This is a genomic window from Mesorhizobium sp. M0518 (genome assembly GCF_040321125.1).
Taxonomy (GTDB): domain Bacteria; phylum Pseudomonadota; class Alphaproteobacteria; order Rhizobiales; family Rhizobiaceae; genus Mesorhizobium.
Genome location: NZ_JAMYQY010000006.1, coordinates 90,052 through 103,243, shown reverse-complemented (window position 1 = coordinate 103,243; position 13,192 = coordinate 90,052). Strand labels below are relative to the sequence as shown.

The 13,192-nt window shown below is 63.3% G+C and carries 15 protein-coding genes; 2 read left to right on the top strand and 13 right to left on the bottom strand.

From position 1 onward, the window contains the following. Positions 1-94 precede the first annotated feature (94 nt). From NKI66_RS10785 to NKI66_RS10750, 8 genes are all read right to left on the bottom strand, one after another. Positions 95-1,525, bottom strand: coding sequence for an FAD-binding oxidoreductase (locus NKI66_RS10785; RefSeq protein ID WP_245273150.1), 1,431 nt, complete (start codon positions 1,523-1,525; stop codon positions 95-97). A 32-nt stretch (positions 1,526-1,557) separates the two neighbouring features. Further along, a complete protein-coding gene (locus tag NKI66_RS10780; RefSeq protein WP_031212843.1) occupies positions 1,558-2,316 on the bottom strand; it encodes an amino acid ABC transporter ATP-binding protein in 759 nt (252 codons plus the stop codon). Between the two features lie 11 nt (positions 2,317-2,327). Further along, positions 2,328-3,407, bottom strand: a complete 1,080-nt coding sequence (locus tag NKI66_RS10775; RefSeq protein ID WP_023810151.1) for an amino acid ABC transporter permease — start codon at positions 3,405-3,407, stop codon at positions 2,328-2,330. Positions 3,408-3,410: 3 nt separating this feature from the next. Beyond that, on the bottom strand, positions 3,411-4,574 hold the full coding sequence (locus NKI66_RS10770; protein ID WP_023810152.1) for an ABC transporter permease subunit: 1,164 nt from the start codon (positions 4,572-4,574) through the stop codon (positions 3,411-3,413). A gap of 82 nt (positions 4,575-4,656) precedes the next feature. Continuing rightward, on the bottom strand, positions 4,657-5,691 hold the full coding sequence (locus NKI66_RS10765) for an amino acid ABC transporter substrate-binding protein (RefSeq protein ID WP_023810153.1): 1,035 nt from the start codon (positions 5,689-5,691) through the stop codon (positions 4,657-4,659). An 86-nt stretch (positions 5,692-5,777) separates the two neighbouring features. Then, entirely contained in the window at positions 5,778-6,728 is a 951-nt protein-coding gene (locus NKI66_RS10760; protein WP_023810154.1) for a LysR substrate-binding domain-containing protein, read from the bottom strand. Positions 6,729-6,823: 95 nt separating this feature from the next. After that, a complete protein-coding gene (locus NKI66_RS10755; protein WP_023810155.1) occupies positions 6,824-7,573 on the bottom strand; it encodes an SDR family NAD(P)-dependent oxidoreductase in 750 nt (249 codons plus the stop codon). An 11-nt stretch (positions 7,574-7,584) separates the two neighbouring features. Continuing rightward, on the bottom strand, positions 7,585-8,295 hold the full coding sequence (locus NKI66_RS10750) for an SDR family oxidoreductase (protein ID WP_023810156.1): 711 nt from the start codon (positions 8,293-8,295) through the stop codon (positions 7,585-7,587). On the opposite strand from NKI66_RS10750, the gene NKI66_RS10745 reads away from it, so the two are divergent. Next, complete coding sequence (locus NKI66_RS10745; RefSeq protein WP_128303176.1) at positions 8,279-8,542, top strand: hypothetical protein; 264 nt, start codon at positions 8,279-8,281, stop codon at positions 8,540-8,542. The two genes, NKI66_RS10750 and NKI66_RS10745, sit on opposite strands and share 17 nt — an antisense overlap. 43 nt (positions 8,543-8,585) lie before the next feature. Here the strand turns inward: NKI66_RS10745 and NKI66_RS10740 are convergent, their stop codons facing one another. Genes NKI66_RS10740 through NKI66_RS10720 form a run of 5 tightly spaced genes read right to left on the bottom strand, consistent with a single transcriptional unit; the run spans position 8,586 to position 12,309 of the window. Next, positions 8,586-9,374 carry a FadR/GntR family transcriptional regulator gene (locus tag NKI66_RS10740; protein WP_032908872.1) on the bottom strand — a complete coding sequence of 263 codons (789 nt, stop codon included), beginning with the start codon at positions 9,372-9,374 and terminating at the stop codon, positions 8,586-8,588. Positions 9,375-9,424: 50 nt separating this feature from the next. Then, a complete protein-coding gene (locus NKI66_RS10735) occupies positions 9,425-9,772 on the bottom strand; it encodes a RidA family protein (protein ID WP_023810158.1) in 348 nt (115 codons plus the stop codon). Positions 9,773-9,803: 31 nt separating this feature from the next. After that, the gene (locus NKI66_RS10730; protein WP_023810159.1) at positions 9,804-10,610 is read right to left on the bottom strand and encodes an SDR family NAD(P)-dependent oxidoreductase; all 807 of its coding nucleotides are present in this window, start codon (positions 10,608-10,610) and stop codon (positions 9,804-9,806) included. Continuing rightward, on the bottom strand, positions 10,603-11,415 hold the full coding sequence (locus NKI66_RS10725) for a shikimate dehydrogenase family protein (protein ID WP_023810160.1): 813 nt from the start codon (positions 11,413-11,415) through the stop codon (positions 10,603-10,605). Before NKI66_RS10725 ends, NKI66_RS10730 begins: the two co-directional genes overlap by 8 nt. 3 nt (positions 11,416-11,418) lie before the next feature. Then, entirely contained in the window at positions 11,419-12,309 is an 891-nt protein-coding gene (locus NKI66_RS10720; protein WP_352751613.1) for a 2-hydroxy-3-oxopropionate reductase, read from the bottom strand. Between the two features lie 110 nt (positions 12,310-12,419). Between NKI66_RS10720 and NKI66_RS10715 the strand changes: the two genes are divergently transcribed. Then, a complete protein-coding gene (locus NKI66_RS10715; protein ID WP_128303178.1) occupies positions 12,420-13,184 on the top strand; it encodes an HpcH/HpaI aldolase family protein in 765 nt (254 codons plus the stop codon). Positions 13,185-13,192 lie beyond the last annotated feature (8 nt).

Genomic DNA, 13,192 nt, shown 5'->3' with positions numbered 1-13,192 from the left:
CTTCGACATCCTCACTTTGGCGGCAGGTCGATCGAGCCTGCCTTCGGTTCATAGGTGCACGCAGGCGGTTCGGGGCGAAATCAAGAAATGCCGTCTATTCGAAAGTTTTTCTTTGCCGAGCAGCGTGCACCAGCACGCCCGGATTCATCGTTCCCCGTGGATCGAATGCATCCTTGAGCCGCGCCATGAGTTCGCGCTCCAACGGACTGCGGTTTCGGTCGGCCATGGCGACCTTGGCGCGGCCAAGTCCATGCTCGGCCGCGAAACTGCCGCCCATTTCCGTGGCGAGCGACGATAGCGCCTCGGCGAACCGCCCGGCCTTGCCGTCAAAATCGGCGCGGCCTTCCGGCGGCGACAGATTGTAGTGGATGTTGCCGTCGCCGAGATGCCCGAACGGGTTTATCCGCACGCCGGGAAGAATGTCGTCGCAGATCTCTGCGCCGGCCTCGACGAAACGGGCGATAGCGCCCGGAGGCACCGAGATGTCGTGCTTCAGCTGCTCGCCTTCCAGCCTCTGTCCTTCCGGCTGCTCCTCTCGCAGCCGCCAGAATTGTGCGCGATGCGCGCCCGTCGCCGCCAATGCTCCGTCCAGCACCAGGCCTTGCTCCATCCCCCACTCCAGCGCCGAAGCCAGTATCTCGTCGAGTGGAACGCGGGGGACGGCCGATGCCAGTTCGACCAGCACATAGACCTCGCCGCGTGCCTCCAACTGGTAGGCTAGGTCGGGCAGGTGTTTGAGGGCCAGTCCCAGCCCGATGTCGGAGAAGAACTCGAGGCCGGTCAGGAATTCCCCCGCCTCGCCCCGCAGAAAGGTGCCGAACGAAACCGCGGCAGCGAAATCGGGCATGACGACAAGCGCGCTCGCCTGCCGCTGCGGCATCGGGTAGAGCCGCAGGATCGCCCGCGTCACGATGCCAAGCGTTCCTTCCGCGCCGCAATAGAGCTTGCGCAACTGGTAGCCGGCATTGTCCTTCTGCACCGCGCGCAGCCCGTTCCATATCGCCCCGTCAGGGGTCACGACCTCCAGGCCAAGCACGAGGTCTTGCATCATGCCATACCGGAATGCCTGGCTGCCGCCGGCATTGGTGCCGACCAGGCCGCCGATCCTGGCGCTGCCTTCCGCGCCGAGATGCATCGGAAACATCAGGCCGTGCGGTTCCAGCGCCTCGTGCAGCGCGGCAAGCACGGCCCCCGCCTCGATGAGGATCGAGCCGCTGTCCAAGTCCGGTTTGCCGATCGCCGTCATGCGCGAAAGCGAAACGATCACCGCATCCGGCCGATCGGCGACGGCGCCGCCGCAAAGCCCGGTGTTGCCGCCTTGCGGCACGACCGCCAGTCCGGCCGCATGGCATGCCTTTACGACACTGGCCACTTCGGAGGTGTCCGCAGGCCTGGCTACGCCCAGAGCCGCGACGCCGTAGCGATCGAGCGAATCGCGCTGATAGGGCCTGGCATCGCTGCCCGAAAGCCAGCCTTTCGGTCCGAGCATCTCGCGCAAGACGGTGACGGGATCAGTCACGGACATGGCTGCGGCCTGACGCGGGATCGTTGCATCGATCAGTGACCAAGCACTTGCGACAGGAACTGCCGCGTGCGCTCGTTGCGGGAAAAGGTGAAGAATTCATCGGGAGGCGCCTGTTCGACGATCTCGCCTCCATCCATGAAAATTACCCGGTCGGCAACCCGGCGCGCAAAACCCATCTCATGCGTGACGCAGATCATTGTCATGCCTTCGGAGGCGAGCGTGACTATGACGTCGAGCACTTCCGCGATCATTTCCGGGTCGAGCGCAGAGGTCGGCTCATCGAACAGCATGATCTCGGGCTGCATGCAAAGGGCACGCGCTATCGCGACCCGCTGTTGCTGGCCGCCGGACAACTGACCGGGATACTTCATCGCCTGTTCAGGAATGCGTACCTTCTCCAGATAGCGCCGGGCGGTCGCCTCGGCATCCGCGCGCGGCACCTTGCGCACGATCATGGGCGCGAGCATGCAGTTCTCCAGCACCGTCATGTGTGGAAACAGGTTGAAGTGCTGGAACACCATGCCGACTTCCCGCCTGATCCCGTCGATGTTGCCGACATCGTCGTTGAGCTCGGTGCCGAGCACGGTGATCCGGCCGCCATTGTGCTGCTCCAGACGGTTGATGCAGCGGATCATGGTGGACTTGCCGGAGCCGGACGGGCCGCAGACGACGATCCTCTCGCCGCGATCCACGGACAAGCTCACCTTTCGCAGCGCCTGGAATGTCCCGTAATATTTGTCGAGATTTTCGATCAGCACCGCGGGGCCGCTGGATCGGTTTCCTGAAATCACGTAAACGCCCCCTATCGTTCGCCGACCGACATACGGCGCTCGAGAAAAGCGCCATAGCGGGACAGGCTGAACACGAAGATGAAGTAGATGAAGGCGATGAAGGCATAGACCTCGACATAGGCGAAGCGCCACTCGCCGGTGCCGTAGGCGGCATTGCCGGAGGCCAGGATCTCGAAGAAGCCGACGATGATCACCAGCGAGGTTTCCTTGAACGAGATCACGAACTGGTTGATCGTCGCCGGCAGCGCATTGCGCATGGCCTGCGGTAGAAGAATGCGGCCGACGCGCTGCCAGTAGCGCATGCCAAGCGCCTTGGCTGCCTCTTCTTGCCCACTGGGAACGCCCTGCATCCCACCTCTGACGATCTCCGCCTGGTAGGCGGAAAAAAACAGGGCCGAGCCCAGGATCACCCGGTACAGCTTGTCGCCCACCAGCCATTGCGGCAGTGCGAACGGCAGCACGATGGCGAAGGTGAACAGGATCGAGATCAGAGGCAATGAACGCACCCCGTCGATGATGAGGCCGGTGGTGCGGGAAATCCATGGCAGGCCGGAGCGGCGCAGCAGCGCCAGGCAGATTGCCAGCGGGAAGCCGATCAGGCAGGTGGTCACGAAGATGAACAGGGTCAGCGCCAGTCCGCCCCAGGCCTCCTCGCCGACATAGGGCAGACCAAGCACGCCGCCCTTCATCAGCACGTAGAAAAGCGCCGTTCCGGCTCCCCATACGAGTGCGATGCGGCGACCCGTCCAGAAGGCCGGAATGCAACTTAGCACCGTCATGACCACGACGGTCAGGCAAGCCAGGGCCGACCGCCACTGCTCGTCATAGGGATAGAGGCCGAACAGGATGATGCGCCATCGCGCGGCAATGACCGACCAGCAGGCTCCCGCCGCCGCCTGACAGGCTTCGGGTCCGCCGCTCGTCGTGAAGACGGCCGAGAAAACCGCCCAATTCAGGAGCTTCCAGACCAGGAAGACCATGATCGCCAGGGAAGCCAGCGACAGCAATGCCTGCAGGGGTGTCGCAAAGAAGCGCCGCCTCAGATCCTCGATCTTTCCAAGGGCAGGAGGGGCGACAACGACCATTTCCATCCCTCACCCCCTCAACTGGTTGCCCTTGAGGGCGATTGCTTTGTTGATGCGGTTGAAGATGGCGGCGAGGCTGAGGTTGATGGCGAGGAAGCCAGCCATCAGGATGCCGATCGCTTCGATTGTCTGGCCGGAATGGTTGATCGTCAGCGCCACGATCATGAAGAAATCCGTGAAGCCCACCGCGATGCCCATTGTGGTCGCCTTCATCAGCCAGACATACTGGTTGGCGAGGATTGGCAGCATGGCGCGTAGTGCCAGCGGCAGCCGCACCAGCATGAAGACCCGCCACGGGCCAAGGCCCAGGGAAAGAGCCGCCTCGACCTGGCCCTTGCCGACAGCCTTGAACCCGCCGCGCACGATCTCGGCGATGTAGGAGCCGCCATAGATGGCGATCGCGATGGCCAGTGTCGCAAATTCCGGCGGAATGCGCAGGCCGCCTCTCAGATTGAGACCTTGCAGCGCCGGGAAATCGAGCAGCGGCAAGTCGGCCAGGCGGCCGGCCACCAGAACGACGGCCGCGCAGGCAAGTGCCGCCGCCGCGCAGGCAAGCTGGATGCCGCCACGCTGGCCGACCGGCAGGCTGAGGCGCGATGTCCTGCCCAGCCAGATCGGCAGCGCGATGGCGGCAATCACAGCCAATGTCGCCGCAGCGAGCGCGGCGCTGCTGACATTGGGGAACGGAATGTAAAGCCCCCGGCTGGTGAGGAGAAAGCCCCATCCCTCATGCGCGGCGCGCGGCGTCGGCAGATGGGTGATGACGGCATACCAGAAAAAAACCTGGAGGATCAGCGGGATGTTTCGGAAGATGTCCACATAGGTGCGGCCGAGCAGCCGGGCCAATTCGTTCGAGGATGTTCGCGCCAGGCCGACGATCGTTCCCACGATCGTCGCCAGCGTCAGGCCGACGGTTCCCAGAAACAGCGTATTGATGATCCCGATGAGGAAGTACCACCAATAAGGATCGTTCGCCGTGGCGGGCAGCAGCGAGAAGTTCAGGTCCCAGCCCGTGGACTTGAACAGGAAGTCGAATCCGGAGGTGATCCCCTGCGCCGCCAGGTTCTGTCTGGCGATCGCAATGCCGGCAAGCACCATCGCGGCGATCGAGCCGACATACAGGACCTGCAACAGTGCGTTGCGGACTTTTTGATTTCTCAGCAGGCTGACCATTCAGAAATCCTTCCCGAATTGCCGCGCGGTCCCGCCCGGTGGGAGCCGGGCGGGACCTGGAGCGAGATGCGTTCAGAACGGATCAATCGACAACCAGCGGGAACAGGACACCGCCATTGTTCCACAAATTGGTCAGTTCGCGATCCATCTTGTAGGGCGAGTCCTTGCCGAGATCGCGATCGAAGATTTCGCCGTAGTTGCCGACGTTCTTGATCACCTTGTAGGCCCAGTCGTCGGAGAGCCCGAGACCTTTGCCCATGCCTGGCGTGACGCCGAGGAATTTGGCGACCTGCGGTGAGGTCGGCTTGGCCTTTATCTCGTCGACGTTCTTCGAGGTAATACCTTCCTGCTCGGCAAAGATCAGCGTGCTCAGCGTCCAGTTGGCGATGTCGACCCAGTTGTCGTCGCCTTGCCGCATGATCATGACTTCAGGCTCGACGGCGAGCACGTCGGGCAGAATGACGTGGTCGTCGACCTTGCTCTTGGCGATGCGCGCAATGGCCAGTGTCGGACCCCACTGCGCATAAAGATCGCAGCGTCCCGAGAAATAGGCCTGCTCGAGCTCCTCGGTCTTCTCGATGAGCACCGGTTCGAGCTTGATGCCGAGCTTGGCCGTATAGGCAGCGACCTGCTGTTCCTGCGAGGTGCCGGCGGGAATGCAGATCGTGCCGCCTGCGGCATCCTTGAGCGACTTGAGGTTCAGCTCCTTGTGCGCCATCACCTTGGTGGTCCCGAGATAGTAGGACATGGAGAACTGCAGCCCAAGTTCGGTGTCGCGGCTGAGCGTGCCGCCCGAGGCCTTGATGATGATGTCGACATCGCCGGACTGCAAGGCCGGCCAGCGCTGGGCCCAGCTGATCGGAACGACCTTCAGCTTCGCCGGGTCGCCGAACACGGCCGCGGCTACCGCCTTGCAGAGGTCGATGTCCATGCCCTTCCAGTTGCCCTTGTCGTCCACCTCGGCGAAGCCGAGATAGGAGCCGTCATGGCCGGTGCAGTTCAGCATGCCGCGTGCCTTGACGGTTTCGAGCGTCTTGCCGCCGGCGGCTTCCGCCGGCGCCGCAAAATGCACGAGGCCAAGGGCCAGGGCCGAAGCCCCCCATTTCATCATTTTCATGTTCCGTCTCCACTGTTGAGGTTGTTTGGTTTCTTGTTGTTGGAGGCCTAAAAAGCGTCTTTCAGGCCTCGGTCTCGAAGCCGCTTCTAGTCGGAAAGCGGGGCCGGTTTCGGTAACGAGGAAATCGTGAGGTCGCCGCGCCAGTCCTGCTGAGCCAGCCATCGGTGAAGTGCGGCGACCGCCTTCACACGCAGATGTCCGCGCGGGACGACAAGATAGAAGCCCGGGACTTCCTCTGGCTTCATATCGGCAATGGCGTCGCGGCCGATCGGCGCGACCAGCGTGCCCGCTCGGAAATCTTCCTCGGCGTCGATGACGGAAACCAAGCCCACACCTATGCCTTGCAAGGTCGCCCGGCGCATGGTCGCGGCGTCGTCGAAGCTGATGCTGCGGTCGCCATCCGTCAGTTCCACGCCAAGGTGGCGCAATATGTCCGGCCACAGACGCTTCGACTTGACGGTGTCGAGCAACGTGAACTGTGTCAGATCATGCGCCGACTTGATCCTTTCGCCGATCGCCGGCGTGCAGCAGATGATCTTCGGGTCCGGCACCAGCAACGTGGTTTCATAGTCGGACCAGTTGCCGTAGCCCCACTGGACCGTCATATCGATATCGTCGCGCCCGAAATCGGGCAGGTCGACCATCGTCGTCAGGCGCAGATCCGCGCCCGGCAAGATTTCCCGGAACAACGAAAGCCGCGGCAGGAGATAGTGCGTGGCGAAGTATGGGCTTGCATTCAGGTTGATGCGGTCCCGATAGTTCGACTTGGTGACGCGGCGAACGCCTTCGGCAAACTCGTTGAAGCCGGCTTTGACATAGTGCGACAGAAGAATGGCCGACTCGGTCAGTTCGATCGACCGGCCCTTACGCTCGAACAGCGTTACCTGGAGCGTATCCTCCAGAAGCTTGATCTGCTGTCCGACGGCCTGCGGCGTGACCAGCAATTCATCCGCCGCCTGCCGAAAGCTCTTGTGCTGCGCGACCGCGTGGAACACGCGCAGAGCATTCAGCGAGGGAAGGCGCAGCTTGCCGGTCATCGAAAATCCCGTTCCTTTCCCTGCTTGTGGCCGGTCGGTCATGCACTGCCTCGGTCATGCACTGCCAGAGTTCAGTCGCCTGCGGCGAAAGAGGCTCAGGCGTATATGTAACCGCCTGAAACAATTACGTTTTCACCGGTCATGTAAGTGTTCTTGGGGCTGCCCGTCATCAGCACCCATTCGGCAATTTCCTTTGGCTCGGCACCGCGGCCGAGCGGGCTCGCCTTGGCCAGTTCCTCCAGGAAGCCGAGCGCTTTTGCCTTCTCCGTCGCCATGCCGGCCGGCGCCACCGAATTCACCAGAATGCCGTCCTTCGCCACGTGATGGGCAAAGGATCGGGTAAGGCTGACGACGGCGGCCTTGGTCGCCGCATAATGAGCGTTCTGCGGATGCGCCTTGAAGGCGTCGACCGAGGTCAGGTTCACGATCCGCCCGCGGACGTGGCTCTTCGGCTCCTGCGATTGCATGTGGCGAACCGCCGCCACCATCATGTGGTAGGTGCCCTTGATGTTGATGCCGTTGGAGGCATCCCAGTCGGCGTCGGTGATTTCGAGGAGCGGGCGGCGAGGGTAGATCGCGGCGCAATTGATCAGCGTGTCGACGCGCCCGAGTTTCGAAACGATCGCCTCGAATGCGGCGTGGCACTCTGGGCCTACCTGGATGTCGCAAAGGGCGGTCGCGGTAGGCAGTCCGCTGGCCTTCGCGGTCGCCAGCGCGGACTCGGCGGCTTCCTGGTTGATGTCGATGATGCCGATCTTTGCCGCTCCGGCCTCGACAGCCATCTCGGCTAAGAGGGCACCGAGGCCGGCACCACCGCCAACGATCAGAACGGAAAGATCTTTCATCCCAGTTTTCCTTACTTGGTACCGCTTGGCGAGGTTGGCCAAGTCGGCATGATGTCGAAACGGGTAACGTCGGCCCATGCGGGGAGCCCAAGCACAGCGACGACCATCCTGGCCACGTCATCCGGTTGCACCACTTTGCTGGCGTACATGGCTGCGCGCGCGTTGGCGTCGAGGATGTCCTGGTAGAGCTGCGTCTCGACACGGCCGGCAACGATCTCGGTGACGCGTACGCCTGATGGGGAGAGGTCGGCGCGCAGCGCTGCTGCAAAGCCTGATATCGCCGCCTTGGTCGCTGAATAGACGGCAACGTTGGAGTATGCCGCGTGGCCCGCTGTGGAGCCGGTGAACAATACATGCCCGGACTGCCGCTCGCGCATTTGCGGGACGACGAGGCGCGTGAGCAGGATTGCCGCGCTGAGGTTCACCTCGAGCGTGGTGTCGATGTCAGCGATCTTCATATCGGCGAAGTTGCCGAGCGGCGGCATGACCCCGGCATTGTTGATCAGCACGTCGATGGTGAGATCCGCCAGGGCCGCTTCCAGGGCCTCGCGGTCGGTGACGTCGACGGCAATCGGCACGATGCCGGACCGCTGTGCCTGCAGCTCCTTGAGCGCGGCCTGGCTGCGCCCGACCGCATAGACGTCGTAGCCGGCGTCGCTCAGCGCGATCGCTATGGCCCGCCCTATGCCGCTCGTCGCACCGGTGATGAAGGCTGTCGTCACGTGGACTTTCCTGATTGTCTGTTTTCAGTTTGCGGCCCGGGCCGATGCCGCGAAACCAAGAAAACCAGCAAAAAGGAAAGATAAACTTTCGAAAATTTCGAACGCCTCCAAAATCCCTTGGGGTGTTGGTTTAACCGCAGCAGCCGAAAACCCAGGGAAACGCTGGCAAGCTGGCGCCTTCAACCCTTGGGAAACCCGCGCAGCCGGTGACGGAACAAAAAACACGGCTTTCGCAACGGATGTCTAATTTTCGGCTCAGGCGCGCCGATGCGATCGAATTCGCCGAGGCCTCATCCGCCTGTCGAGACAGGCCTTTTCATGTCGGTGAAAAGTGAGGCCGCCGCCGCCTTCTGCTCGGCTTCGATTGCCTCCACGCCAGAGGCTCGGGCCAGGGCGCGCACCCGCCCGAGGCTGTTGTGCAGGTGCTTGCGCATGGCCTGGCGGGCGGCGCGGCCATCCTGCCTTTCGATGGCGTCGACGATCGTCTTATGTTCGCTGTGTATGCGCGCGTAGTAGCTGTCCTTGAGTTCGGGCGTGACCAGATAGCCGAGCTGGAAGCGCGGCACGATCATCGGCCCGAGATAGCCTAGGAAACCGTGGATGAATTCATTTCGTGCCGCCTTGGCGATCGCCAGGTGGAAATCATAGTCGTAGTGGATCTGGACGACGGCGGGATCGGCCTGCTGGGCGTCGACCTGTTCCATCAAGGTGCGGATCACGCTGGCTTCCGCATCGGTGCGCCGTTCCGCGCACAATCCCGCCGACTCCACCTCGACGCTCAACCTCAGCTCGAGCAGCGCAATGGTTTCCGGCAAGGTCCTGAGCGCTTCGTCCGGTATCGAGAAGTTGCGCGGCGCCGGCGTCTCGCTGACGAACATGCCGCGCCCCTGCTGCGGCACCACCAGGCCTTCGGAACGTAGTCGCGCCACAGCTTCCCGCACCACCGTGCGGCTGACATCGTACTCGGCGCAAAGCTCCGCCTCTGTCGGCAATTGCGCGCCGGGCAGCAGCTGTCCGGAACGGATCTTCTCGGACAGGCTCTCCGCCACGACGGTGGAAAGCGGCTTGCGCTTCGTCATCAGTCTCCCTCTCGCCAGATTCGGGATGATGCCCGAACCGGCAGGACCATTCAAACCGCCGCGGTGACGATCAGTTCGACCAGCATTCCGGGCTTCGCCATCCGTCCTTCGCCCGATGAGCGCGCCGGTGCGTGCTCCCCGGGCATCCAGGCGTCCCACACCGCGTTGACTTCGTCGAAATCCCTGATGTCGTCCAGCCACATCTGCACATGAAGGATGCGGGTCTTGTCCGTGCCCGCCTTGCCAAGCAGCGCATCGATCTTGCCGAGCACCTCGCGCATCTGGTCGGCCGCGGACTGGCCGGGCCTCGCGACCTGGCCGGTGAGGTAGAGCGTGCCGTTATGGATGACGCCGTGGTGGATGCGGGTATCGAAGTCGAAGCGCTGGATGTCGCTCACTGGCCGGATATTGCTCACTGGATTATCCTTGTCAGATAGCCGGCGTTTGCCGGATGGGATTTCCCTGCAGATATTGTGCGTAAGGCGCCTGAACCAGCCAGCCGGCGTCGACCGGCAAGGTGACGCCGGTAATCGAAGCGGCGCGCTCCGAGCAGAGGAACAATGCCGCCTCGGCGACATCGCGCGGCTCGACGAAGCGTCGCAGTGCCGTGGTGGCCTGTATGGCTTCGGGGTTGCGTTCACCCTTGGCGATCTTGGTCTTCAAACCATCGGAAAGTGTATAGCCGGGCGCGACCGCATTGACGCGAACGCCATGCGGGCCGAGTTCGGCGGCGAGGATCTGGGTCAGGGCCAGGACCGCATGCTTTCCCGGCGTGTAGGCCGGCAGCGACAGCGGCGCGAAAGAGGCGAGCGAGCCGACATTCAGGATCGCGCCTCGCCGGGCGGCCGACATCAGCCGGCCAAACACCTGGCACCCCAACAGCGTGCCGCGATAATTCACCCGCCACATCTTCTCGTCCTCGTCCAGATCCTGATCAAGGACGTACTTGCCGCTCTGCAAGATGCCGGCGCAGTTGACGACGACGTGAGGCGTGCCGAACCCGTCGCTGACAATCCGTGCCAGAGCCTCGACTGAGCCGCTATCTGCGACATCTGTCTGGACAAACAGCGCACGCGGCGCGCCTGCCGCCTGGCAGGAGCCGGCCGCCTCATTGCCCCTCGTCGCATCCCGGCCGGAGACGACCACATGATAACCGTCTTCGGCGAAGCGCTGCGTGATAGCGCGTCCGATGCCGGACGTGCCGCCGATGACGACGGCAGTCGGTGTCTCAGCCATGGCCACGGTCCTTGCCTTCGATGTCGAAGAATTCGGACATCGCCCGGACCTGGAAATCCATCATCGGGCGTCCCGGTTGAACGCGGCAGCCGACCCCCTTGGCCGCCCGCAGCAGAGCGGTTTCCGCAGGCTCCATGATGATGTCCACGACCGTCATATCCGGGGTCAGCCGGCTGACGTCAAGCGGCAGCGGATCGCCGGCATGCATGCCGACAGGTGTGGCGTTGATCGCCATATGCATGCCGGAAGGCTCGGCCCCTCCGACCTGGATGCGGCATTTCGGGAACGCGCGGCCAACCAGCGCCGCCAGTTTCTCGGCACGCGCCGTATCGATGTCGGTAAGGCGGATTTCGTCGGCGCCGGCTTCCGCGAGACAATAGGCGAGCGAGGCACCGGCGCCGCCGGCACCGACTTGAAGAATGCGGCGGCCGGCGATCTGATGTCCGTTTGCCTTTAGCGCATCGATGAAGCCGACGCCGTCGAAATTGTCGGCATACCAGCTGCCATCCGGCAGCCGTCGCACCGAGTTGGCGCTTTCCACCCGCGCGGCGCGGTCATGCGCGGCGGAGCATTTGTGGTAGACGGCAACCTTGTACGGCACCGAAATGATCACGCCCCTGATATTCTCGGCTGCCGTGATGCCGGCCCAGAAGGTCTCGAAATCCTCCGGGCGGCAGCTCAAGGGCACCATGAGGCTGTCGAGGCCCTTCTGCTCGAAGATCTCGTTGAATATGCCGGGGCTCTTGGCATGGGCCACGGGATGGGCCAGCATCACGAAGATCTCGGCCTTGCCGGTTCCGCGCATCGGTTACTCCTTTTCTTTTGACAGTTCGTGGCCGCTCAGGATCTCCAGCGCCCGGACGAGAGACGAGTGATCGGCCTCGGCGCCACCTGGATGGCCTGAACAGGCATTCATCAGTTGCTGCGCCATGGCGGTGTTCGGCAGCGCCACGCCAAGGACGCGGGCACTGTCAAGCGCCAGGTTGAGATCCTTCTGGTGGAGCTTGATGCGGAAGCCTGGGGCGAAGGTCCGGTCGATCATGCGCTGGCCATGCACTTCCAGGACGCGTGAAGCGGCGAAGCCACCCATCAGGGCGCCGCGCACCTTCGTCGGGTCGCACCCGGCCTTGCTGGCGAAGACAAGCGCTTCGGCCACGGCCTCGATGTTGAGCGCGACGATGATCTGGTTGGCGATCTTGCAGGTCTGCCCGGCGCCATTCTGCTCGCCGGTCGAAGTGACGTTCTTGCCGAGTGTCTCAAAGATCGGCAGCGCCCGCTCGAACTCGGCGGCCGGGCCGCCGACCATGATGGTGAGGCTTGCCGCCTTGGCGCCGACCTCGCCGCCCGAGACCGGGGCGTCGAGGTAGCCGGCTCCCTTCTCTCGCAGTTTCGCCGCGAACGCCGCCGTGGCGATGGGGCTGATCGAGCTCATGTCGACGACCAGCTTGCCGGCTGACAGTCCTTCCAGGACGCCGTCCTCGCCCAACAGGACGCGTTCGACGTCAGGCGTGTCGGGCAGCATGGTGATGATGATCTCGGACCGCCGTGCCACTTCGGCGGCGGACGCGACGACCGATGCGGTCAGGCCCTGCGGTAGAGGGGAGCGATTGAGAACGGTGACGATCTCATGCCCGGCATCGGCCAGGTGGCGCGCCATCGGTGCTCCCATGACGCCAAGCCCGATGAACCCGATCCTCATTCTCCAGCTCCCATTCGAAAGTCCGCACATCCCATCTTGCACCGTTTTGTAGCCATATGATATAGGACATCATACAAATTTCAGTCCAGATGATTGGAGATGATCGCAAGATGCAAGAACGCCTCAACACGCTGAAAGCTGCCACAGCGGCTGGCCAGGCTCACATCGGCATCTGGTGCTCGCTGGCTTCGGCGCTCACCACGGAGATCGTCGCCGGCTCCGGAGCCGATTGGGTGCTGATCGACGGCGAGCACAGCCCCAACCATCTGCGCAGCATCATGGCGCAGCTTCAGGTGATGGGCGGCTTCGACAGCGAGGCTGTCGTCAGACTGCCCTCCGACGATCCCAATCTGATCAAGCAGGCGCTGGATATCGGCGCACGCAGCCTGATGATCCCCAATGTACGGACCGCCGATCAGGCCCGCGCCATCGTCGCGGCAATGACCTATGCGCCCGGCGGATTTCGCGGCTTCTCGGTCGGTCACCGCGCCAACGCCTTCGGCCGCATCGCCGGCTACCACGCCAAGGCGCGTGAGCAGCAGCTTCTCGCCGTGCAGATTGAGGATGAATTGGGCGTGGCGAATGCCGCCGAGATCGCGGCGGTCGACGGCGTCGACGTTCTCTTCGTCGGTCCCGGCGATCTTTCCACCAATATGGGCGCGATGGGCAATCCCGGCGCGGCACATGTCCAGGAGGCAATCTCGTCCGTGCGTCAGGCCGCAACGGCGGCAGGCAAGGCAAGCGGCATCCTGGCGCCGGCGAGGGCCGATGCCGACCGCTACCTTGCCGAAGGCTTCACCATGGTTGCCGTCGGTTCGGACCTTGGCCTTCTTGCGCGGGGCTCGGATGCCCTGATCGCTTTGTTCAACCAGTAGCTTGGAGT

Coding starts and splice junctions, on each gene's coding strand:
- NKI66_RS10765 (WP_023810153.1), bottom strand. CDS start 5,691: ATGAAAATGATGAAATGGGGGGCTTCGGCCCTGGCCCTTGGCCTCGTG.
- NKI66_RS10740 (WP_032908872.1), bottom strand. CDS start 9,374: ATGACGAAGCGCAAGCCGCTTTCCACCGTCGTGGCGGAGAGCCTGTCC.
- NKI66_RS10720 (WP_352751613.1), bottom strand. CDS start 12,309: ATGAGGATCGGGTTCATCGGGCTTGGCGTCATGGGAGCACCGATGGCG.
- NKI66_RS10745 (WP_128303176.1), top strand. CDS start 8,279: ATGAAGGCTGTCGTCACGTGGACTTTCCTGATTGTCTGTTTTCAGTTT.
- NKI66_RS10785 (WP_245273150.1), bottom strand. CDS start 1,525: ATGTCCGTGACTGATCCCGTCACCGTCTTGCGCGAGATGCTCGGACCG.
- NKI66_RS10770 (WP_023810152.1), bottom strand. CDS start 4,574: ATGGTCAGCCTGCTGAGAAATCAAAAAGTCCGCAACGCACTGTTGCAG.
- NKI66_RS10755 (WP_023810155.1), bottom strand. CDS start 7,573: ATGAAAGATCTTTCCGTTCTGATCGTTGGCGGTGGTGCCGGCCTCGGT.
- NKI66_RS10730 (WP_023810159.1), bottom strand. CDS start 10,610: ATGGCTGAGACACCGACTGCCGTCGTCATCGGCGGCACGTCCGGCATC.
- NKI66_RS10725 (WP_023810160.1), bottom strand. CDS start 11,415: ATGCGCGGAACCGGCAAGGCCGAGATCTTCGTGATGCTGGCCCATCCC.
- NKI66_RS10715 (WP_128303178.1), top strand. CDS start 12,420: ATGCAAGAACGCCTCAACACGCTGAAAGCTGCCACAGCGGCTGGCCAG.
- NKI66_RS10760 (WP_023810154.1), bottom strand. CDS start 6,728: ATGACCGGCAAGCTGCGCCTTCCCTCGCTGAATGCTCTGCGCGTGTTC.
- NKI66_RS10775 (WP_023810151.1), bottom strand. CDS start 3,407: ATGGAAATGGTCGTTGTCGCCCCTCCTGCCCTTGGAAAGATCGAGGAT.